At 41.3% G+C, this 22,227-nt stretch carries 19 protein-coding genes and 1 pseudogene; 9 read left to right on the top strand and 11 right to left on the bottom strand.

Going from position 1 to position 22,227, the window contains the following annotated elements; all coding sequences use genetic code 11:
- Positions 1-51: 51 nt before the first annotated feature.
- Entirely contained in the window at positions 52-612 is a 561-nt protein-coding gene (locus L990_RS17580; protein ID WP_197057330.1) for an outer membrane beta-barrel protein, read from the bottom strand.
- A 262-nt stretch (positions 613-874) separates the two neighbouring features.
- On the opposite strand from L990_RS17580, the pseudogene L990_RS17585 reads away from it, so the two are divergent.
- Positions 875-2,875, top strand: a pseudogene (locus L990_RS17585) (OPT family oligopeptide transporter).
- Positions 2,876-2,921: 46 nt separating this feature from the next.
- Entirely contained in the window at positions 2,922-4,148 is a 1,227-nt protein-coding gene (gene pepT, locus L990_RS17590; protein WP_047452135.1) for a peptidase T, read from the top strand.
- Positions 4,149-4,282: 134 nt separating this feature from the next.
- Here the strand turns inward: pepT and L990_RS17595 are convergent, their stop codons facing one another.
- Entirely contained in the window at positions 4,283-5,368 is a 1,086-nt protein-coding gene (locus L990_RS17595) for a glutaminyl-peptide cyclotransferase (RefSeq protein ID WP_052181128.1), read from the bottom strand.
- Between the two features lie 4 nt (positions 5,369-5,372).
- Positions 5,373-5,753, bottom strand: coding sequence for a hydrolase (locus tag L990_RS17600; protein WP_047452137.1), 381 nt, complete (start codon positions 5,751-5,753; stop codon positions 5,373-5,375).
- Between the two features lie 296 nt (positions 5,754-6,049).
- Here L990_RS17600 and L990_RS17605 point away from each other — a divergent pair, with 296 nt between their 5' ends.
- The gene (locus L990_RS17605) at positions 6,050-6,886 is read left to right on the top strand and encodes a CDP-alcohol phosphatidyltransferase family protein (protein WP_047452139.1); all 837 of its coding nucleotides are present in this window, start codon (positions 6,050-6,052) and stop codon (positions 6,884-6,886) included.
- A 58-nt stretch (positions 6,887-6,944) separates the two neighbouring features.
- On the opposite strand, the gene L990_RS17610 is transcribed toward L990_RS17605, so the two are convergent.
- Positions 6,945-7,436 (bottom strand): YkgJ family cysteine cluster protein, encoded by a 492-nt coding sequence (locus L990_RS17610; protein ID WP_047452141.1) that lies wholly within the window; start codon positions 7,434-7,436, stop codon positions 6,945-6,947.
- Positions 7,437-7,782: 346 nt separating this feature from the next.
- On the opposite strand from L990_RS17610, the gene L990_RS17615 reads away from it, so the two are divergent.
- From L990_RS17615 to L990_RS17625, 3 genes are all read left to right on the top strand, one after another.
- Positions 7,783-8,484: a Crp/Fnr family transcriptional regulator gene (locus L990_RS17615; protein ID WP_047452143.1), complete on the top strand. Its 702-nt coding sequence runs from the start codon at positions 7,783-7,785 to the stop codon at positions 8,482-8,484.
- A gap of 78 nt (positions 8,485-8,562) precedes the next feature.
- Complete coding sequence (locus L990_RS17620; RefSeq protein ID WP_047452145.1) at positions 8,563-8,847, top strand: LysO family transporter; 285 nt, start codon at positions 8,563-8,565, stop codon at positions 8,845-8,847.
- Positions 8,844-9,446 (top strand): lysine exporter LysO family protein, encoded by a 603-nt coding sequence (locus L990_RS17625; protein ID WP_047452147.1) that lies wholly within the window; start codon positions 8,844-8,846, stop codon positions 9,444-9,446. Before L990_RS17620 ends, L990_RS17625 begins: the two co-directional genes overlap by 4 nt.
- Here the strand turns inward: L990_RS17625 and L990_RS20550 are convergent.
- Entirely contained in the window at positions 9,430-9,558 is a 129-nt protein-coding gene (locus L990_RS20550) for a hypothetical protein (protein WP_262480656.1), read from the bottom strand. The genes L990_RS17625 and L990_RS20550 overlap by 17 nt on opposite strands.
- 136 nt (positions 9,559-9,694) lie before the next feature.
- Between L990_RS20550 and L990_RS17630 the strand changes: the two genes are divergently transcribed.
- A complete protein-coding gene (locus tag L990_RS17630) occupies positions 9,695-12,034 on the top strand; it encodes a Sua5/YciO/YrdC/YwlC family protein (RefSeq protein ID WP_047452149.1) in 2,340 nt (779 codons plus the stop codon).
- 39 nt (positions 12,035-12,073) lie between these two features.
- Here L990_RS17630 and L990_RS17635 read toward each other — a convergent pair whose 3' ends face one another.
- The 4 genes from L990_RS17635 to L990_RS17650 all read right to left on the bottom strand — a co-directional run bounded on the left by L990_RS17635 (position 12,074) and on the right by L990_RS17650 (position 17,767).
- Positions 12,074-13,711 (bottom strand): S41 family peptidase, encoded by a 1,638-nt coding sequence (locus tag L990_RS17635; RefSeq protein ID WP_047452151.1) that lies wholly within the window; start codon positions 13,709-13,711, stop codon positions 12,074-12,076.
- Between the two features lie 11 nt (positions 13,712-13,722).
- Positions 13,723-14,169 (bottom strand): deoxycytidylate deaminase, encoded by a 447-nt coding sequence (locus L990_RS17640; RefSeq protein ID WP_047452152.1) that lies wholly within the window; start codon positions 14,167-14,169, stop codon positions 13,723-13,725.
- Positions 14,170-14,393: 224 nt separating this feature from the next.
- Entirely contained in the window at positions 14,394-16,430 is a 2,037-nt protein-coding gene (locus L990_RS17645; protein WP_047452153.1) for a M13 family metallopeptidase, read from the bottom strand.
- 122 nt (positions 16,431-16,552) lie between these two features.
- Entirely contained in the window at positions 16,553-17,767 is a 1,215-nt protein-coding gene (locus L990_RS17650) for an acyloxyacyl hydrolase (RefSeq protein WP_047452156.1), read from the bottom strand.
- Positions 17,768-17,990: 223 nt separating this feature from the next.
- On the opposite strand from L990_RS17650, the gene L990_RS17655 reads away from it, so the two are divergent.
- Both L990_RS17655 and L990_RS17660 read left to right on the top strand, forming a co-directional pair.
- Positions 17,991-18,947: a TIGR01212 family radical SAM protein gene (locus tag L990_RS17655; RefSeq protein WP_047452158.1), complete on the top strand. Its 957-nt coding sequence runs from the start codon at positions 17,991-17,993 to the stop codon at positions 18,945-18,947.
- Positions 18,948-18,967: 20 nt separating this feature from the next.
- The gene (locus tag L990_RS17660; protein WP_047452160.1) at positions 18,968-19,540 is read left to right on the top strand and encodes a 3'-5' exonuclease; all 573 of its coding nucleotides are present in this window, start codon (positions 18,968-18,970) and stop codon (positions 19,538-19,540) included.
- Between the two features lie 47 nt (positions 19,541-19,587).
- Here L990_RS17660 and L990_RS17665 read toward each other — a convergent pair whose 3' ends face one another.
- Entirely contained in the window at positions 19,588-20,319 is a 732-nt protein-coding gene (locus L990_RS17665) for a NigD-like protein (protein ID WP_052181129.1), read from the bottom strand.
- 259 nt (positions 20,320-20,578) lie between these two features.
- Positions 20,579-22,159: an L-aspartate oxidase gene (gene nadB, locus L990_RS17670; RefSeq protein WP_047452162.1), complete on the bottom strand. Its 1,581-nt coding sequence runs from the start codon at positions 22,157-22,159 to the stop codon at positions 20,579-20,581.
- Positions 22,160-22,227: the final 68 nt, after the last annotated feature.

Here is a 22,227-nt window from a genome sequence, read left to right on the forward strand (position 1 = left end):
CACAGCACAACAATCACATAATCAAAATTATGTAACATTAAAATCAAACTATTAAAAATTAAATCCTGCACCAAAAGTTATATTTAACGCCTGCACCTTTTGCTCTCCATAGTCGTACCGATACTTTATTTTCGCATCAAAATAATCTAAAGAGGCATTAACTGTCCAATGCGTTCCTATAAAACAACGTAAGCTAACCCCTGCATCATAAGAAAAACCACAGCCAGAGACATCCATCGCAAAGCCATCATTTATTTGAAGCTGAGAATACCCTCCCATCATCCGCATATCGATTCTTACTCTTTGAGAAGCGGGAACGCTAAATACAGGCCCCACCAACAAAGCATTGTAAAGATATTTTGGATTATCCCCCCAATTAGAATCTGACATTTTAGAGAAAGTTGCATTGGCCATAACCCCAAAACCGAAGTTGCTATTAAACAAAACTCCACCATTAAGCAGAACATTAAAACCTGTTTTGGCAAAACCTCCTGAATTGGAATTTTTACTTGCAAAATCTCCCACCGCAAAAGATGGACCAACTGATAAATTGGCGAATACGGGAAAACGCTGTGGAAAAGAACGTTGATAGGTAGCCACTAACAGTAGCATAAAACCTACCATTTTAAATAGCCTTCTCATAATAATGCTCCTCCTTCAACACAAAATCTACATCCCAAAAGCATTAATCAAGTGAGAATCGCCTGAATATGTGCCATTGTACATATAAGACAAAAGCGACAAAAACTAGTTCATGTGTAACACATAAATAAAGCTCAACCGCAAGTTTTGAAGTGTTATAAAATCTAACCATCATAATAGCAACCAGAAAGAGTATTTGCTATATTGGCAAATCATTTGAAAACTTAACACTATGCATACAGACACTGACGAAAAACCAAAAGGGTTACCAGAAAATGCCTATCGCGAACTAGGTGAAGGTGAGGCTTACGAGCCTATCCTATCTCCGCAAAAAAGCTACCCTGAAGTTACAACCTACTCTCTTCTCATGGGAGTTGTAATGGCAATCATCTTCTCTGCAGCAGCAGCCTATCTAGGCCTCAAAGTCGGGCAAGTTTTTGAAGCGGCAATTCCAATTGCCATTATTGCTGTCGGCCTTTCGACCGTACTTGGACGAAAAAATTCGCTTGGAGAAAACGTAATCATACAATCCATCGGAGCCTGCTCAGGAGTAATTGTTGCTGGAGCGATCTTTACGCTTCCTGCACTCTATATTCTTCAGGCAAAATATCCTGAACTAACAGTTAATTTTTTGGAGGTATTCCTATCCTCGCTTTTTGGAGGTGTACTCGGGATTCTTTTTTTAATTCCATTCCGTAAATACTTTGTATCAGATCAGCACGGGAAATACCCATTCCCTGAGGCTACAGCTACGACTGAAGTTCTTGTATCGGGTGCAAAAGGAGGAAACCAGGCAAAAGTGCTTGTAGTGGCAGGTTTAGTTGGTGGACTGTACGACTTTATTGTTGCCACCTTCGGAGCATGGAGCGAAGTTGTTACAACCCGTATAATCCCTGCAGGAGCAGAACTTGCCGACAAGGCTAAAATGGTATTTAAAGTAAACGTTGGCTCCGCACTTCTTGGCCTTGGCTACATTATCGGGCTTAAGTATGCGGCAATTATCTGCGCGGGTTCATTTGTTGCTTGGTTCGTGCTTATCCCTATTATATCATACTTTGCCGATGGACAAACACTAGCCGTTGGTGCGAATGTGGTGAAATTGCTAAGCCAAATGTCAGCCGAAGAAATCTTCCGTTCTTAGGTACGTAATATTGGAATTGGAGGTATTGCCATGGCTGGAATCATCGGAATTATTCGCTCTTCTGGCATCATCAAAAATGCTATTGGATTGGCTGGGAAAGAACTTGGAGGAAAGCACACGTCTAATAAAAATCAACCTCGCACGCAACTCGATCTTCCCATGAAGTTCATTGCAATAGGAACCATCGTTGCCGCCATTCTCATTTTCGTATTTTTCCAGCTGGGAGTTGTTCAAAACCTAACATTTGCTCTTGTTGGTTTAGTAATTGTAATGATTATAGCCTTCCTTTTTACCACCGTTGCCGCTAACGCTATCGCCATTGTAGGCACCAACCCCGTATCGGGGATGACCCTTATGACTCTAATTATCTCTTCAGGAATTTTGGTTGCTGTTGGACTTAAAGGAACATCAGGGATGGTTGCAGCCCTCGTTATTGGCGGCGTTGTTTGTACAGCACTCTCAATGGCTGGCGGATTTATTACCGACCTTAAGATTGGATACTGGATTGGAACAACCCCTCGCAAGCAGGAGACTTACAAATTTTTAGGAACGCTAGTGTCCGCCGCTACCGTAGGTGGTGTAATTATGGTTCTAAACAAAACTTACGGATTTTCAGGAGAAGGTGCGCTTGTAGCGCCACAGGCCAACGCGATGGCCGCCGTAATTGAGCCAATGATGTCTGGACAACCAGCGCCTTGGATGCTTTACGGAGCAGGAGCAGTTCTATCGCTTATCCTTACTATGATTGGGGTTCCAGCTCTAGCATTTGCTCTTGGAATGTTTATTCCTCTTGAACTAAATACCCCATTACTAATTGGTGGACTTGTAGCCCATTTCGTTGCAACGCGCGCTAAAAACCCAGCCATCAACAAGGCAAGAAAGGAAAGAGGAACGTTAATTGCCTCCGGATTTATTGCAGGTGGCGCACTGATGGGTGTTGTAAGTGCCATCATTCGTTTTGCGGGAACAAATCTAACCCTAAAAGGATGGGCCGAGAGCCACGGTGCAGAAATTCTCGCAGTTGTAATGTATGCCGCCATTATCGGATACTTTATCTGGGACTCTCTCCGAGCTAAACCTGAGGAGGAATAATTTGTTAGTGCGAACAGAAGTAAAAACAGACAAATAAAACATAGAAATGTCAGAGAATATTTTAGACAAATTTTTGCGTTACGTAAAGATCGATACAGAATCCGACCCTAACTCAAAATCATATCCAAGCACCGAAAAGCAAAGAGTACTTGGTCGCCTGCTCGAAGAAGAACTTAAAGCGATTGGCCTAGCAAACGTAGATGTTGATGAACATGGCTACGTAACGGCAACCTTACCTTCGAATGTAGACAAAAAGGTGCCAACCATTGCCTTTATGGCGCACATGGATACTAGCCCAGATATGTCTGGAGCCAACGTTAAGCCTCAGCTTTGGCCAAACTACGACGGAAACGACATACTTCTAAATAAGGAAACAGGCCTTACCCTAAAGGTGGCCGACTTCCCAGAAATTGCTGATTACGTAGGTCAAACCATTATTACTACCGACGGAACCACCCTTTTGGGTGCAGATGATAAAGCGGGGATTGCAGCCATTATGTCGGCCATGGAATACATGGTACAGCACCCTGAAATTAAGCATGGAGACATTCGAGTTGCCTTTTCGCACGACGAGGAGATTGGCTGCGGTGTAGACTACTTCAACGTAGAGAAACTAAACGCCGATTTTGGCTACACCATTGATGGAGGTGCAATTGGCGAACTCGAGTTCGAAAATTTCAACGCGGCAGGTGCTGTGGTAAAGATTCAGGGTCGCAACATACATCCAGGCTATGCTAAAGACAAAATGCTAAATGCCATCCTTATTGGACAAGAATTTAACGCCATGCTACCCGTAAATCAGCGCCCAGAATATACCACTGGCTACGATGGTTTCTACCACCTAATGAAATTTGACGGAACAGTAGAGCATGCCACCTTCCAGTACATCATCCGCGACCACGATCGCGCCAAGTTTGAGGCAAAAAAAATAGAGATTCAGCGCGTAGCCGAATTCCTAAATCAACGTTATGGAGCAGGCTGCGTTACCGTGGAGATTAAAGATCAATACTTTAACATGCGCGAAATGGTTGAACCTCATTACCACATCATCGAAAATGCGGTGAAAGCAATGGAGATGGCCGACGTTAAACCACACATCATGCCAATCCGCGGTGGTACCGATGGCGCTAGACTTTCGTTCATGGGACTACCATGCCCTAATATATTTGCCGGTGGCCATAACTTCCACGGAAAATTTGAGTACATTCCTTTAGAGTCCATGGTAAAAGCAAAAGAAGTTATTGTTAATATTGCATCGCTTTACGCTGAGTAAGCAAAATGGAATGCTAGACCATACACGGAGGAGTAAGGGCAACCTTACTCCTCTTTTTTATTAAGGAGTCCCACATTTGTAGATATGTTTAGCGCCAAGAAAAATCTTGGCGCTAAACATATCCGCAAAAGGAATTACTTTTTCTGTACCTTGATTTCAAACAATTTTGGCCATTTTTTCCCAGTTACAAATAGCTGCCCCGTATGAGAATTGTAAGCAATTCCATTTAGAACATCAGTATCAGGACCGTAATCGGCCTTAGGAAGTAGCCCTTTAAAATCAATATAACCAAGAACTTGTCCTGTTTTGGGATCAATTCGAGCAATATTATCTGTCATATAAATATTTGCCCATATTTCTCCATTAATATACTCAAGCTCATTCAAATAAGCCACAGAACTTTTATCATCGTATACCTCAATACGCGAAATTTCAATCAGCTTTTCAGGATCAAAAACTCTGATGACATTCGTCCCATCGCTGAGAAATAAAACGGTTCCATCGGTAGTAAGCCCCCAACCTTCACAAGGGTACATAAACTCACGAAGCTTTTCAAACGACCGCTTGTCGTACACAAAGCCGCGCTGTTCTTGCCATGATAGCTGAAAAATCTTATCTCCTAAAATCGCAATTCCTTCCCCAAATATATCACTAGGAAGCTGAAGACTTTTCTTAACAGCGCCCGATTTGAGATCAACAATCCTCAACTCCGATTCTCCTTTTTGTCCCGTTCCTTCGTACAAAATATTATTATCGAAAGTTAATCCTTGCGTATAGGCACGAGTATCGTGTGGATATGTTTTAAGGACGTTATAAGTATATTGTGTTGGCTTATTTGCAGATTTAATGCTGATTGAGCTATACTTCTCAGCGGCAACGGCACCTCCTTTATAGGCTTCTATCTTAATTTCCTGACGCCCCATTTTCAATCCCGTTGTTTGTATAACCACCGCTGGTTCCGTTCCTCTCGAGACTACCTTTCCATTAAAAGAGATCACGGTAGAGTCTACATCCTTCACGCCCTCGGGAAGTGAATATTTTACAGGCACAGAAGTTCCTTCTGCGATCAGCTCTCCATCCTTCGGAGATGACATTTCAATTAAAGGCAGCGCCTTTATTTCCTCTGCGCTGCTTGCTACCTTATTTGAGTTTCCATCACATGACTGAAAAATTACAGAAACGACAGAAACAGCAAGTAGCTTACCTAAATTCACTATCATTCGTCTAAAATATTTTAAAACGTTTTTTCTTAAAAGATCTCCCATCATCAGGGAAAAGATACTGAAAAGTTTCGCCCCACCCCATGAAGGCTGGCAACCCTCTATCATCCAAATAGTACTGGGCATCTATTTTTCTTGACGACGGACTCTCAAGTGATTCTTCGGGATAGTTTTTATTTACGGCATAAAACTCTACCCCCATCGCAGAACAATACTTCACGGCATCCTCCAATAGGGTTCCTTCGCGACACGTCCACAAAATGAGCATACAACCCTTCTGTTGCAATGCCTTTAGCGTTTCAAATGCAAAAGGTAGCGGCTTTCCTATTTTAGGGTAGCAATTCTCTACAATAGTTCCATCAAAATCTACTGCAATTCTGTACATCTGAGACTTATTTTGGGTCGTTATTGTTCGCGATAAAAGTAACGAGTTTATTAATTTTCACCAAAGATGGTGGCACTTCTTCCGTTTTGATGCAGATAGTTTATTTTCATCTCAGATTTCAATAACCTAAAGAATTACTCTCCGAACAAAATGATCTAACAGCCTACAGATTACCTAAAGATAAATACAGCGTTAAATTATCTAATAATAAGGTTATACGATTTTGGTTAATACTGCAAAATACGGGTTCGTACAGATTTTAGGTTACATTTGCAACAAAGAAAAACATTATAATAATGACCCAATCAGGTTTTATTAAGAATATTCCTAATAGCATAACCTCCCTAAATTTAGTCTCGGGGATAATTGCAATAGCCTTAGCGTTTCATGGTCAACTAACAGGTGCTGGAATCTTCATACTACTTGCTGCTGTTTTCGATTTTTTTGACGGAATGGTCGCTCGCCTTTTAAATGTTCACTCAGAAATTGGCAAGGAGCTTGATTCTCTTGCTGATGTGGTTAGTTTTGGGGTAGCACCGGCTGTTATCATGCTTCAAATGATGGCTCAATCGTTAATGCCCGAAGATTTATTTATCGGTTTCTTTGAATCTTTTTCGAACAACGGAATAGATCCGCTCGCAAAACTTCTTTTATACCTAAATGCTGGAGGCATGAACTTCTGGGTTTACTTCTTTTTAGCTATACCTTTCTTTATAGCCGTTTTTTCGGCCTTTCGACTAGCAAAATTCAACCTAGATACACGCCAAACAACCTCCTTCATTGGGCTTCCAACTCCAGCAAACGCAATCTTCATTTTGTCATTGGGAATAATTGTTGAGCACACCCACTCCACATCACTCCTAAACTTCATTCTTCACCCAATGACACTGTTCTCCATCACCGCACTATTTTCATTTTTGCTTGTTTGTGAGCTCCCGATGTTTGCCCTAAAGTTTAAAAATTTCAGCTTTAAAAATAACGCTCTGAAATACGGATTTATCACCGTTTCGGTAACATTACTAGCCGCATTACAGCTATACGCTTTGCCCCTTATCATACTACTTTACATTGCCACCTCCTTTGTAATATGGGTTACCACTGAGCTTAAAAGCGATAACAAGATGCTTTACTAGCATTCGTCATACTGTTATAGCAGAAGGGCCGTAAATAATTTACGGCCCTTCTGCTATACTATCCCAAACGCTGCTGCAGTCGCTCTACAACTAGCGCAACTGCGGGACAGAAGAACGTATTTTTATAGGTTATACTCAGTATCTGCTGCATATTCACGCGGTCTGTATGCGGATACTCGCGGCAGGCTCTAGGCCTAACCTCATATACACTACAACACTTATCGTCCATTAAAAAGGGACAAGGTGTCACCTTAAACACATAGTCGCTGTCCGAATCCATATATAAATATTGGTCTAGCATCTGAGAAGGTTTTATGCGCAAATGCTTTGCCACCCGAGATATATCATTATCTGTAACTATAGGGCTGATCGTAGAACAGCATCCTGCACAATCGAGGCAATCAACTTCTTGAAAAACCTCATCGTGTAACTCATGAAATAGCGAGTCTAAATTTTTCACCTTTCGTTGCTTCAGCCGCTCAAAAAACGCCTTGATTTTTTTCTGGTTATCCTTAGCTCTACGAAGTATATCAGCAAGTTCTGTTGTCATACAACCGTTTAAATTTCTGCAAAGAAAAGAAATCTTTTTTCGAGGTTCAACAGAGAGCACCTCAGCCATGTCTGCTTAGGATTACTTTTATGTTCTCCTCATTTTTCACCCAAAAAAAAGGGATCAGCCTGATGTTCAGAATACAGGCTCCGAAAAACAATATAGTAATTAACCGTACTGAGTTAAAATGAACTAAAAGAAAGGAATAAGTTTTTTATCCCATCTATGTTTAGTAATATTGAGCTAATTTTCAATGTTGTAAAACAGAAAAATTGTTGCAAGACATACTTTCTGCAAGTTGAAATGGTTCAATAGTTACTGATTAAAAAATGGTGGGTTAGATAACATGAGGCATCACGAAATTGACGCAAACTTTTACATCGAGAATGTCTACAGCGTATTTGCACATCTCACACCTGAAGACAGAGAACAGATAAAAGAACACTGCACATGGCATAGATACCGTAAAGGAGACATCATCTTCAAAGAGGGTGATAAACCTGCAGGGTTGGTAATACTTGTAAGCGGAAAGATTAAGCTATTCAAGGAGGGAGTTGGAGGACGCGAACAGATAGTAAGAATGTCCAGACCAAGCAGCATGATAGGCTATCGCGCGCTTTTTGCTGAAGAAAATTACATTTCCTCGGTACAGGCCATTGAGGAGAGCATTATTTGCGTGGTAGACAAAGCAACTCTTTATCGAATTATGCGCAGCAATATCGATATGACATTTGCAATACTAAAAGCGGTTGCTTCCGAATTAGGATTCTCTACAAACAGAACCGTAACGCTTACCCAAAAGCACATTCGAGGACGGCTTGCCGAGTCCCTTGTTTTTCTAAAGGAAACTTATGGTTATGAAGATGATGGAGCGACTCTAAAGGTTTACCTATCACGTGAAGATCTGGCAAATCTATCCAACATGACCACCTCAAATGCGATTCGAACGCTTTCCAGCTTTGCCTCAGAGGATATAATCCATTTAGATGGACGACGCATTAAAATTCTCGATTTTAACAAACTTGAACGAATTAGTGAGCTAGGTTAATATATCCAACAGGCCCATCATTGCGATGGGCTTGTTCTTTTTCTATACTATCTTTGTGGCTCAAACCATTTCGATATTATGCTTGCGGTAATTATTCTCTTTATTATTGGTTTTGGTGTAGGATTACTCATTCGCCGATGGCTTAAAACCACGAAGCCAATAGAATATATGGTAACCATTGCAATCTGGCTACTACTATTTATCCTTGGCGCAAGCGTTGGAACAAACCGGGTCGTAATGGAAAACCTGCCCACGCTTGGTATATGGGCTCTTGTAATTGCAGCAGGAGCAATTGGTGGCAGCATTGCGACTGTATCCCTCATTCAACACTATTTTTTCAGCCAAAATAAAAGTAAGAAATGAAAGGCAGCCTAATTGTACTAGCCATATTCCTACTAGGAATGGTACTTGCATACCTTGGTGTGCTCCCTCAACAAATGGAAGAATACGACCTAAGTACCGCATCTCTTTATTTTCTAATGTTCATGGTAGGAGTAAGCATTGGGGTAGATGAGCATGCCATCAGCATACTAAAATCGGTAAACTACAAAATAGTTCTAGTCCCAATAGGTATTGTGGTAGGAACTATACTAGGCTCATTGCTGGTCTCCATAATAGTAAAAGGAATAGACACCAAAAATGTACTTGCGATCGGCTCTGGTTTCGGGTACTATAGCCTATCAAGCATTTTTATTGGCCGAGCAAGCGGCAATGAAATGGGGGTTGTTGCTCTTCTTGCCAACATGATTCGTGAAATTTCTACGCTCATGCTAGCACCGCTTTATGTACGTTTATTTGGCAAGTTAGCACCAGTTGCAGCAGCAGGCGCTACATCAATGGATACATGCCTTCCGATGATAATGAAATACTCGGGAAAGGATGTTGCAATAATAGCCTTATTCAGCGGTATTGCCCTAACTGTGCTCGTACCATTTTTAGTTGTCTTTATACTTTCAATTTAACAGCAGCACCTAAGCTTCCTGCAATCTTAACCATTATTAAAACACCAACAGCGAGGTTAATAATCACCAATAGCAAAACTACAGCCAATGCGATCTTTTCTTTCTTGGTCATTCTAAAATAATTTTAAACAAAAATAGCTATTGATTAGGTTCAAAGTGACATAGGCGATAATTTATATTTCAGATATCAACCTTTACCTCAAGCCTCTTGTTTACACTAAAGGATCTCAAAAAAAGAAAAGAGGCAGGTGAAAACAAACGATGCAAATATTAAGGATACGAATGTAGCAACAAAGGAGAGTTTCCAAATCAAGTTGCATGGATGTGTTCAAGGTGTTGGACTTAGAAGGCTTGCTTGCACAATTGCCAGCAAAATGGGAGTAGCAGGAACTGCAAAATACGATGGAGATGGATTAAAACTTACAATTTCTGCGGATAAAGACACTGTAAATATCTTTCTAAAAAAAATTTTAGGGGAGTCATCCACACAAGCCATAATAGAACGATTTGAAGTAAGTCCTACAAAAGGAGCATCATACAAGAACTTCATCATAGAAGAATCCGAATCGTGTGAAACCCCAACTGCAAGACCAACCCCAGATTTAGGTCTCTGCACAAGCTGCCGGAACGAACTCTTTGATCCAGCAAGCCCCTGGTACAGATTTCCCTTTATTTCGTGCAATAACTGCGGTTGGAGGTTTTCTATTACAGAGCATCTTCCGTCTATTAGAGACAACCTCACAATACGAAATTTTCGGATTGCTCCCAAGGATGATGCATTTAGCGCTGAGAGCCGGAGATATTTGGCAGAAACAGTTATTTCGCAAAACGACCATCCAGAAATTTCGATGTTTGACAGTAATAATACAATTATTGCAAACGGAGAAGACGAAGTCATTACGGCTGCCGTTTTACTGCTAAAACAAGGAAAGATAATAGCTTTAAAGGAAACATCCTGCTTCTATCTAATTGCAGATGCAAATGCCGATAATGCAGTAAAAACCATACGAAAACGTAAAAACAGCGGAAAACCTTTCAATTTTATATATCCAAACTTAACCTTAATCGAAAAAGATTTCTCAATCGAGGAGCACCATCGTACTGAACTACTAGAAAATTCAGGATTCGTTCTACTACATAAACAGGCATTAGCCGAACTTTCAGAGTCGGCCACATTAGGTCTATCCAAGATTGGGGTAATGCTCCCCAGTAGCCCCATAATGGCCCTAATTGCCCACGATTTTGAAAAACCAATTGCTATCACCAGCGCAAACCATAGTGGTGAAGCCGCGTTCTTTGAAAATGAACGCTACCTCGAAGCAAACTCCTCGTTAGGAGACTACACTGTTCTGTACAATGCAGACATGACAACAACTCAAGAAGAAAGCATTATCCAATTTACAAATATTAAGAAACGAAAAATAATAGTACGGCGCTCTAGAGGGATGGCACCTAACCACTACGGCTATACACCAAAGTCTGAAAGGACACTACTAGCTACAGGAGCGTCAACTCGCGGTGGCTTTGCCTTGATACACAACAGAAACACCTTTGTTTGCCAAAATCTGGGAGACAGTTCAAATCTGCAAGTTCAACACTCCTATAAAGAAACACTCGAATACTACAAAACACTACTTAAAGCTAATCCCAAAGTCGTTTTATCAGACTTTCATCCCAACTATTTTAGCCATCAAATTGCGGAAAAAATTGCCGAAGAATTGAGAATTCCATCAGACACAATCCAGCACCACAAGGCTCATTTCGCCGCTGTTCTTGCCGAAAATGGATTATTTAACACCACCTCTCCAGTACTAGGAGTTATTTGGGATGGAGCAGGCCTCGGCGATGACTCCCACTTTTGGGGTGGAGAGTTTTTTTTGTACAATTCAGGATCAATGAGCCGAATAGCACATCTTAGCTACTACCCCTACTTAATTGGAGAAAAAACGGCTTTTGAACCCCGCATAAGCGCTATCTCCTTATGCTCGCATATAGAACCCAAAGAAAATCTCGAATCCAGATTTAGCGAGCGAGAATGGCTTTACTACAACAAACTTCTAGGAGCCCGAGTGTCTACTCAATGCTCATCTATAGCACGTCTAATAGATGGAGTTGCCTCGATACTTAACCTATGCAACCGGCAATCTTTCGAAGACAATGCGGCTATTCTATTGGAAGATGAGGCTTCTAAATTTGTATCAAAAAATGGCCACTCTAAAGTCCAACTCTACGTTCATGAAGATACCGAGCTGGACGAAGCATTAGATCCTACACTAATATTAGAACAGATTTTTGAAGACCTTAAAAAAAATATTGAGACTGATTTTATTGCCTATAAATTCTTTTACACGCTAGCTTATGTAGCCATTCTTGCAGCAAAGAAACAAAATACAACACAAATAGCCTTTAGTGGATCTGTCTTTCAGCATGTGCTGCTTGTTGACATTCTTGACCTTTTTTATGGAGACAAGTATCAACTTTACTTCCATAAGCAGCTTTCTCCAAATGATGAATGCGTCTCTTTTGGCCAGCTCGTTTATTACGATCAAGCCATAGACAGTCTTTTTTCTGACATTACACTTGGTTAGAAATAAAAAAGGCCTGCAAAATACATGCAGGCCTTTTCTCTATCTCTTGGCTTTCGATGCCACATATTTCTTCGTGTGCATCTCTTTTATTGCTCTCTTTAGAACATTGTCTATAGGCTCTATAAAAGGGTAAAAACCTTCATCATTCAAAGGGGTATTACGCCCAATAAACGCTTTGATCTGAGCATCGATCAGTTTATACGATTGACCTAACTCCCTACCCTTTGGATAAACACCATTATTAACGGCAAATTGAACAAACTGTCCCATTAGATTGTGACCCGTCAAGTATGCTTTTAGATTTCTTAATGATGTTATTTTTTGAAGATCATGCCTGTGTTTATCTGAAAAATCGGCGGTAAACTTAAAAATCAGGCTCTGCTCGTACACCTTTTTATAGAAATTTCCAACACCAACAGTATCTAAAGGAACAAAGATATCTGGCATAATACCACCACCTCCATATACTATTTTTCCACTAGGAGTCTTATACTTTAACTTTTCGTTTTGCTTAATGCTATCTTGGTTTGCCATCTCTCCATGTGCGTAACGCTTGTTGAGATCCATGTAGTAGTCAACTCCATCACCAAGCTTGTATGGTTTCTGAATTGAACGACCTGTTGGCGTATAGTATCGAGCAACGGTAAGCCTAATGGCAGAGCCATCGGTTAAGCTAGCCTGCTCTTGCACCAATCCTTTTCCAAATGAGCGACGACCAATAATCATCCCTCTATCATTATCCTGAATTGCTCCTGCAACAATTTCGCTGGCAGAAGCACTTTCCTCATCTATAAGAATTACCAACTCATCCTTTTTCGCAGCCCCATTAGACTCTGCATACAAATTCTGGCGAGGTCGCGCTTTCCCCTGAGTGTAAACAATCAAACTCCCTTCCGGCAAAAACTCATTAACAATTTTGACGGCCTGATCTAAATAACCTCCAGTATTCCCCCTAAGATCCATAATAACTTTGGTCATGCCTTGATTATGCAACTTATCAAGAGCCTGCACAAATTCTTCATAGGTATCTTTCGCAAATTTAGAAATCTTGATATACCCCACTCGAGGTTCTACCATATAGGCTACATCGACACTTTTAACAGGAATCTTCCCTCTTGTTATGGAAAAATTTATGAGTTGAGCCACGCCTAAGCGCCTAACACTCACTTTTACCTTAGAACCAGTTACTCCTCTCAGCCTTTTCATTATTTGGTCTTGAGGAAATTTTATTCCAGCAACAAGGGTATCGTTTATTTTCACAATCCTATCTCCAGACATGATTCCTACTTTTTGGGAAGGACCACCTGGTATCGTATTTAAAACTACAATTGTATCCTTGGGCATATTGAACTCTACACCAATACCAGTAAATTCCCCGTCCAAAGATTCATTTACCCCATCCAACTCTTTTGCTGGTATGTAAACGGAGTGAGGATCCAAATTTGACATCATCAAAGGAATGGTTTTCTCTACCAAAGAATCCTTTGCTATGGTATCGACATACTCTTCCTCTATGTAGTTCATAATGGCATTTAGTTTATCTGATTTTGAACTAAAAAGCCGACTACGCTTAATGTCATTCTCTCGCAGCTGAAGGCCTATAAGAATTCCTACAATAAGCGAGGATGCTATTAAAATGGGAAGAAGAATATCGCGTTTCTTATTGTCGTATGACATTTGTTGGAAATTTAAATGGTAATACGGTCTACTTGAATTCCTGCTTTCAGGAGTAGATCGATTCCATCTGTATTATGATATAGGTCTATATAAACAACTCGTATGATACCTGCTTGAATAATCAACTTAGAGCACTCTACGCAGGGAGATGCCGTAATGTAAAGCGTAGCACCTTGACTTGAGTTATTACTTTTGGCGACTTTGCTAATGGCATTTGCTTCGGCATGCAAAACAAAAGGAAAAGTTTTACCCTCCTCGTCCTCGCACACATTGGCAAAGCCCGCAGGCGTTCCATTATATCCATCGGAAATTATCATCCGATCCTTTACGATAAGCGCACCAACCTTACGTCTTACACAGTAAGAATTTTTCGCCCATATTCGAGCCATTTCAAGGTAGCGCTGGTCGAATTGAAGCTGTTTTTCGGTGCTGTTAGTCAATTCTTGGCATGAGTCCATACCACAATTTTTTGGGGTGCAAAAAACGCAAACCCGTGGTTAAAATTCTGCAACAAGGCTAATTTATTCCTTACAACGATTAATTAGCAAATATAGAACTTTTCCCCTATTCCTGTTAGCAACTATTTTACTTAACAAAATTTAAACGCGAAAGATTCTTCCTCATCCAAGAAAAATGGCTGCAGAAAATATTCTGCAGCCATTACCAATTCTATCATAACCGATCACCATATTTTCACCCTTTGGTTTTCGGGAATATACATCTTATTGCCGGGTTTCACATTAAAGGCAGCATAAAAAGCATCAACATTTGAGAATGGTCCATTAACACGCACTTTTGCAGGCGAGTGGACATCCGTCATAATTTGGTTTGCAAGCGCCTCATCTCGATGATGCCCCAACCAGCCTAACGCATAACCCAGGAAGTAGCGCTGAGCTGGTGTCAATCCATTAATCTTTTTACCCTCCTTGTACTGCTTGGTTTTAGTAAATGCGTCCCAAGCAATTACAATTCCGCCTAAATCCGCAATATTTTCGCCTTGAGTAGCCTCTCCATTTACATGCAAGCTATCAAGAACTACATACCCATTGAATTGCTTCACAATTTTCTGTGTTCTCTCTTTAAATTTGGCCTCATCGGTAGGCGTCCACCACTTGACAAGGTTTCCTTTTTCATCATATTGGCTACCTTGATCGTCAAAACCATGGGTAATTTCATGACCAATGGTTGATGCTGCAGCATAACCATAAACTATAGCATCATCAATATCATCATCACTCCACCCTGGTATTGTAAAGATTGCTGCAGGTAAACAAATCTCATTATTGGAAGGATTGTAGTATGCATTGTAGGTTTGAGGTGTCATCCCCCATTCGCTTCTATCCACCGGTTTACCCAGCTTACTAATGTTATCTGCATACCAAAACTCACCTGCTCTTTTCATGTTTAGCACATAAGGACCTCTGTCAATCGTCAACTTGGAAAAATCCTTCCATTTATTAGGATAACCCACCTTTTTTGAGACCTTGGCCAGCTTATGAATTGCTTTTGCCTTAGTCGAATCGTTCATCCAGTCTAACTTCTTTATCCGCTCGCCAAAGGCTGCCTTCACATTTTCAACCATATCCTCATAGCGCTTTTTTGTGTGCGCTGGAAAAAATTCCTTCACAAAAAGTTGACCTAAAACCTCTCCCATTGCACCTTCTTCTGCCCCTAGCACTCTTTTCCATCGGGGACGCTGTTCTTTTGCTCCAGAAATTACGGTTCCGTAAAATCTAAACGTCTCCTTATTAATTTCGTTATGAAGGTAAGACGAATACTCTCCAACTAAGCTTAACGTTAAGTACGATTTCCAAGTATCAATAGAAGATGATTTTAGGCTAGCAGCTACCTGCTTAAAGAATTCGGGCTGCCCTACAATCACAGACTCAACCTTCTGGATTTTCATCATTGGAAACATTTTTGCCCAATCTATCCCTGGTGTTAACCGATTAAGATCAGCGACTGCCATCTTATTATAGTTTTTATAGGGATCACGTAGCGCCTCTAACTTACGCGAAGCCTTAGCCAAATTTTCCTCCAAGCTGTATATTTTACCAGCCTCAGAGGTTGGAAGTCCAACCAACCTCAACATATTAACGAGGTAACCAGATTGGTACTCCTTCCTAATCTTACTTGTTCGAGCATCTGTATTAAAAAAATAGTCGCGATCTGGAAGCCCAATTCCTCCTTGCTCCAAATAGAGAGCCATTACTGCTGAATTTTTTTGATCCTGACCGACATACATAGAAAACAAAGGCTGTATCCCAAGTGTATGCTGGTAGGCTACCTCTGCAAGCACACCTTCCACATTGCTTATTTTGGCAATTCGATCAAAATCTGACTTTAACGGACTAAACTTATCCCGCTCAATAGCAACGGTATCCATTCCGCTATACCAAAAATCTCCAATTTTTTGAGCGTTACTTCCAACCTTTCCGCCATCTTTTAGGGCATCCTCGTTGATCTTCTTTAAGCGGTCATAAATTTCATCGTTAATAACATTCCCAATCCCCCAGCTGCTGTAGGCCGCCGGAATAGGATTATTCTTTATCCATAAACCATTAGCGTATGAAAAAAAGTCATCAGCAGGATTTACCGTTGTATCCATCGTTGAAAGAAGCAAGTCTTTCGATTCTGATTTTGACTTCGAGCATCCCGCTGCAATTAAACCAAGAATGGCCAATCCTAGCAGCGATTGCCCAATAAACCTGTTGTTCATAGCAGTATATTTTAAATGTTGTGGTAAATATATACGAATAGCAGCAACAAGACACCATCGCGAGAAAATTTAGATAAGAAATTCACCGAAAAACACCTACCAACCACCAGCCAACCTCACAATCATCTACGGATTACGGAGTGGTGATTGAACGAATATCCCAAAGAAATGAACGTACAGTTTGCTTTACGCGAAGGAACCATCTGAACGCCAAAACTGGCGTTGAATCCTTTATAAACATATGTTTTTGCCCCAATATTTGCGCACATGGTACTATAAAAACCTTCCGTCCTACTAAATATGTAGCCCACGTCCGCGAATCCAGAAATATACCCCATTGAAATCTCCAGCTTCCCAAGAAATCCAGGAGAGAATCTTTTCGATATCTTAGATGGCTCATACTCATAGCTAACCTGAGCACTTTCCTTATCGATTAGCTGCTCTACAACAATACCTGTACTTTCATCATAAATCAAAGAAAGTCCGACCCCTGCTCTAACATAAGGCAAACCAACAAACATCAAAAAAGCATTTACATTTGTAGTCTTAAACGAATGGTCGATAATTCCCGTTGACTTAGTATTTTCTGGCTGCCCCCGTATTTGACGAGATCCGTACATTACATTTAGGTCGTACTCAAAATGTGGTACCATCCTATAGTTCTGTTTTGTCCCTTTGGAGAAGCTAGTCTTATCTTCACTGAAATTGTAAAGGAGATCACCATACCCTCCCAACGTATTTAAGCCTGTATTCGGAAGCCGATATCCACCATTGGAGTTGTGAGTAAACGTTACTCCAAACCGCGCTTGTATCCTTTTTCCCAAAGCATATTTCAGATAAAGATCTGCAGCAGCATGATAGTTATTTCGTCCTCCAAGTAGCCTATTCGCTGGATTATCATTCTTGTCATATGATTTCCATCGAAAGGCACCCCCGAGTTTTATCTCAAAACCTAGCGACAATGCTTTGCTTGGCTCAAGGATAGTCAGCCCATAAGATAAGTAAATGGAGTAGGGATTCCCTAAAAAATCGGATTGATGAAAGTAGGGCTTATTGAAGCCTATACCAAAATAGGGATTGCCAAAAAGAGAGTCGACAAGAGCCGCCCGATTAGGCCTGAAGTACAGATTGACAGAAAATGATTCTGCATTTGGAAAGTGCAAATTCATATTGCGCGCATATTCAGGCCTAAAGACATAGCTGTAGCTACCTCCAGCAGAAATTGCAAGTGGCACAACCTGCCTAACGGATATGCTATCGGAAGGTTGAGCAGACAAGTAGCTCTGAGTGGTCGTACAAATCAAGAGCGCTAAAAATGCAGCTATTCTAACTCTCATTATTAGAAATCATAAATAATAAACAACAAATTATCCGCTAAGGGCATTTTGTGTTCAATATTTCTAGAAGAAGGTATGACCTTAAATCATCAAAAACACTCCATTTTAACAAATTCGCAAAAGAATATTGGGCAACATTTCACGCAAGTGTTTGTTTACCTGTCTCTTTTTTTGAAACATGTTCCGTACTAAATTTAGTACATTTGTACGTTAAACCAAACAAATGAGCAGCGAACCAACATTTTTATGGGGAGATAACCGTCGATTCAACTCGTACTCCCGATATTTTAAAGGGCTCTTTGGAGAGCGAGTTCAAAAGTTAACCATCGATGCTGGCTTTACCTGCCCCAATAGGGATGGTAAGGTTGCACACGGAGGATGCACCTTTTGCCTAAACGACGCCTTCAACCCCTCATACTGTACTCCCGAAAAAAGCATCAGGCAACAGCTCGAAGAGGGCATTGAGTTTCATGTTAAACGTTACCAAAAAGCAACCAAATACCTCGCCTATTTTCAGGCCTACTCCAACACCTACGCTCCTTTAGAGCGACTAAAGGAGATATACAGCCAAGCATTTGAGGTTCCTGAGGTAATCGGAGTGGTCATTGGGACTCGCCCTGACTGTGTAGATGAAGAAAAGCTAGACTATTTTGCAGAACTCTCGAAAGATAAGTATGTAACTATAGAGTACGGTATCGAAAGTTGCTATAACAAAACTCTCGAAAAAGTTAATCGTGGCCATACCTACGAACAAGCCATTTGGGCAATCGAAGAAACAGCCAAAAGACATATAAAAGTTGGCGCCCATATGATTTTTGGGTTTCCAGGCGAAACTCGCCAAGAAATGCTCGCGCAAGCGGAGATCCTATCCAAACTTCCCTTAGATACAATTAAATTTCACCAACTACAGATATTTAAGGCAACGCAAATGGCTAAAGAGTACGCACTTTTCCCTGAGCGATTCAGCTTCTTTGAGTTGGAAGAATATATTGATTTTTTTGTTCATTTTTTGGAACGACTAAACCCAAAATTTGTTGTGGAGCGCTTTGCAGGAGAGGTACCTCCTCGCTTTCAGGCTGGTCCTGGCTGGGGAATGGTTCGCAATGAGCAGCTCGTTTCCATGCTCGACAAGCGTCTTAACGAGCTAAATACTTGGCAAGGTAGGCTATATCACCCTTAACAACACCCAATACTAATAGCATGTACCTATTTTTTGACACAGAAACCACAGGTCTTCCCAAAAACTGGAAAGCACCAATCGAAGATTTAAACAACTGGCCTCGATTAGTACAGCTAGCATGGCTCGTGTACGACAGGAATGGAAACCAAATCTGCGGCAAAGATTACATTGTACGTCCTGATGGGTTTACAATACCTGCAGATTCTTCAAAAGTACATGGAATTACCACAGAACGGGCAATCAGCGAAGGCATGCCGCTGGCATACGTAATGTCAGAATTTCAAAAAGATATCAATCAGGCAGAATACCTTGTTGCCCACAACATGAGCTTTGACGAGAAAATTGTTGGCGCCGAATTTCTCCGTTTACGCCAAGCAAACCCTGTTGCGTTCAAAAAGAAGATCTGCACCATGCAAAAGACAACTGACTTTTGCGCCATCCCAGGTCCATATGGCTATAAGTGGCCCAAACTATCGGAGCTGCATATCAAGCTTTTCAACAAAGATTTTGAAGAAGCACACAACGCCGCTGTAGACATTAATGCAACAGCCCGTTGCTTTTGGGAACTAAAAAAAATTGGAATAATACGCTAAAAAGGCAGCCTAGGCTGCCTTTTTTCACTTTTTCATTAATTTCTGAGCTATTTCACTTCAACGAAATTCGATAGATTTTTCACCGTTTTGGTTACCTGTGCCGCCTTGTTAGACCAATCATAGGTAACTTCAAAAGTGCTTACGGTTCCATTTTGATCTGTAGAGCTAACCTTTAACTTAACAGAAGTTTGCCCTTCTTTCTTCAGCTTGGTCAAATCAAAAGAAACAATGCCTCGATACCAGTATCTCTTCTCATCGCCATAACCATTTTGCCTAAATTGAAGGTTAACCGCGTCGCCGCCATTGTCAAACAAATCGCTATATACAAGGTTCACCATATGACGCTTATTATAACCTGGGTATTCAAACTCAATATTTAGGTAATCAGAACCGACCCAAGCATCAAGAACTCGTAATGGGTCATTTCCAATACTATCGGCATTAGCTTGCGTAAGTTCCATCACGGGCTTGGTTAGCACTTGATATACATCGTTTAACTTGATATCGTGATCGTAGCGGCTATTGCCATCCGACAGAATAGTATAGTTGGCAACCACCCGTTGCCCATCCTTTGGATTGTACAACGGCAGGTTGGTCGCTGCAGGCCACAACTTATCGCCATTATCAAGTATCAGGTAAAAATCATTGGAGCTCTCTGAAATTTTATCTACGGTAGCCATACCTATCCAGTAGTTATCCAGCGAATAGCCGTCGTTATCGTCGCAACTTGTAAATGCGAAAGCCGATACTAGACCTAAAAGGAATATAATCTTCTTCATACGATTTTGTTTGGTTCTACATGAACCTGACAAATATTGTGCCTTTCTGCTACAGCATCATGCTTATTTAAAAAGATTACCACCTACAAATGACATTTTTTAGATCTTGTTAGCTTATTTCATCATGGCTTAATAGCACTGACACATCCAGAAGACCATTCAAAATATTATCGTTCTTCGAGTTTTCCCACGGCTAGCCATAAAAAAGAAGCCCCGCTAATGCAGGGCTCCAAAATATAAGTTGAGTATGTCGCTACCATTAAAACTCATAACCAGTTTTATTGCTAGGATAGTCGAGCGAATAGTGAAGTCCTACGCTCTCCCTCATCGCCTTTGCATGCTTTATAATCAGATATCCAACGGCAACAAGGTTACGAAGTTCGCAGAGACTTTGCGTAAGAATTGATTTTTTGTAAAGTTCCTCGGTCTCTTGATACAGAATTTCCAAACGCTTAAGCGCCCTTTCAAGCCGAAGGTTAGAGCGAACAATTCCTACATAGTTGCTCATTATCTGCTGCATCTCCTTATAGTTTTGGGTAATCAGCACCATCTCTTCGGTGTGCGTTGTTCCTCCATGATCCCAATCAGGAATATTCTCCTGAAAAGAAATGGTTTCAAGCTTAGCAAGCGCATCCTGATACGCTTTTTCCGCATAAACAACGGCCTCTATTAGCGAGTTCGACGCCAAACGGTTACCTCCATGAAGTCCCGTACAAGAGCACTCTCCAACAGCATACAGCTTATGAATTGTGGTCTCTCCCTTCAAATCGACCTTAATACCTCCACAAAGGTAGTGAGCAGCAGGAACCACCGGGATATAGTCCTTTGTAATATCAATCCCAATGGATAGGCATTTTTTGTAGATATTCGGGAAGTGATATCGTGTTTTGTCGGCATCCTTATGGGTAACATCGAGGTAAACAAAATCATCACCTCGCTGCTTCATTTCATTGTCGATAGCTCTGGCTACAATATCGCGGGGAGCAAGGTTGCTGCGCTTGTCGTACTTAGGCATAAACTCTCGCCCATCGATGGTACGAAGAATCGCTCCGTAGCCACGCATTGCCTCTGTAATAAGATACGATGGCCGCTCGTTGGGGTTATACAGCGATGTAGGATGAAACTGTATAAACTCCATATTCTCGATAATTCCTTTGGCCCTATGCACCATTGCAATACCATCACCGGTAGCTATCGATGGGTTCGTCGTTGTGTGATAGGCATTACCTGTACCTCCAGTAGCCAGCACCGTAACCTTCGACCTAAACGTATGGACTGTTTGGGTCTTTAGGTCAAGTACGTAAGCACCATAGCACTCTATGTCGTTCATATTACGCTTTACCAACCTTCCTAAGTGATGCTGCGTAATAATCTCAACCGCAAAGTGGTGCTCCAGCACCGTGATATTCTTATGTGCTCTCGCCGCCGCCGATAGCCTACGCTGCACCTCAAAGCCTGTATTATCCTTGTGATGAAGAATTCGGTGTTCCGAATGGCCCCCTTCCCGGTTAAGGTCGTACTTTCCCGATTCCTCTTTGTCAAACTTGACACCCCAGTTTATGAGCTGTCTTATTTGGTTGGGTGCTTCACGAACCACCATCTCTACCACCTCTCGGTTGCAAAGTCCTGCTCCAGCTTCTAGCGTATCCGAGATATGCTTTTCAAAAGTATCAGGATCGTACATTACCGAAGCAATTCCCCCCTGTGCATAGCTGGTGTTGGTCTCCTCAATATTTGTTTTGCTGATAATTATCACTCGTCCATGCTCGGCTGCCTTTAGGGCAAAACTCAAACCGCCGATACCAGCTCCAACCACCAGAAAATCCGCTTCTCTATTCATGTCTTCGCGAAAATGGTTGAGCAAATATAGAAATAACCACAAAACCAGTGAAACAACTTTCCGTGTCT

It is taken from the genome of Alistipes sp. ZOR0009, from assembly GCF_000798815.1.
In the GTDB taxonomy this organism is placed as follows: domain Bacteria; phylum Bacteroidota; class Bacteroidia; order Bacteroidales; family ZOR0009; genus Acetobacteroides.

Coding starts and splice junctions, on each gene's coding strand:
- L990_RS17580 (WP_197057330.1), bottom strand. CDS start 612: ATGCTACTGTTAGTGGCTACCTATCAACGTTCTTTTCCACAGCGTTTT.
- pepT (WP_047452135.1), top strand. CDS start 2,922: ATGTCAGAGAATATTTTAGACAAATTTTTGCGTTACGTAAAGATCGAT.
- L990_RS17595 (WP_052181128.1), bottom strand. CDS start 5,368: ATGATAGTGAATTTAGGTAAGCTACTTGCTGTTTCTGTCGTTTCTGTA.
- L990_RS17600 (WP_047452137.1), bottom strand. CDS start 5,753: ATGTACAGAATTGCAGTAGATTTTGATGGAACTATTGTAGAGAATTGC.
- L990_RS17605 (WP_047452139.1), top strand. CDS start 6,050: ATGACCCAATCAGGTTTTATTAAGAATATTCCTAATAGCATAACCTCC.
- L990_RS17610 (WP_047452141.1), bottom strand. CDS start 7,436: ATGACAACAGAACTTGCTGATATACTTCGTAGAGCTAAGGATAACCAG.
- L990_RS17615 (WP_047452143.1), top strand. CDS start 7,783: ATGAGGCATCACGAAATTGACGCAAACTTTTACATCGAGAATGTCTAC.
- L990_RS17620 (WP_047452145.1), top strand. CDS start 8,563: ATGCTTGCGGTAATTATTCTCTTTATTATTGGTTTTGGTGTAGGATTA.
- L990_RS17625 (WP_047452147.1), top strand. CDS start 8,844: ATGAAAGGCAGCCTAATTGTACTAGCCATATTCCTACTAGGAATGGTA.
- L990_RS20550 (WP_262480656.1), bottom strand. CDS start 9,558: ATGACCAAGAAAGAAAAGATCGCATTGGCTGTAGTTTTGCTATTGGTG.
- L990_RS17635 (WP_047452151.1), bottom strand. CDS start 13,711: ATGTCATACGACAATAAGAAACGCGATATTCTTCTTCCCATTTTAATA.
- L990_RS17640 (WP_047452152.1), bottom strand. CDS start 14,169: ATGGACTCATGCCAAGAATTGACTAACAGCACCGAAAAACAGCTTCAA.
- L990_RS17645 (WP_047452153.1), bottom strand. CDS start 16,430: ATGAACAACAGGTTTATTGGGCAATCGCTGCTAGGATTGGCCATTCTT.
- L990_RS17650 (WP_047452156.1), bottom strand. CDS start 17,767: ATGAGAGTTAGAATAGCTGCATTTTTAGCGCTCTTGATTTGTACGACC.
- L990_RS17655 (WP_047452158.1), top strand. CDS start 17,991: ATGAGCAGCGAACCAACATTTTTATGGGGAGATAACCGTCGATTCAAC.
- L990_RS17660 (WP_047452160.1), top strand. CDS start 18,968: ATGTACCTATTTTTTGACACAGAAACCACAGGTCTTCCCAAAAACTGG.
- L990_RS17665 (WP_052181129.1), bottom strand. CDS start 20,319: ATGAAGAAGATTATATTCCTTTTAGGTCTAGTATCGGCTTTCGCATTT.
- nadB (WP_047452162.1), bottom strand. CDS start 22,159: ATGAATAGAGAAGCGGATTTTCTGGTGGTTGGAGCTGGTATCGGCGGT.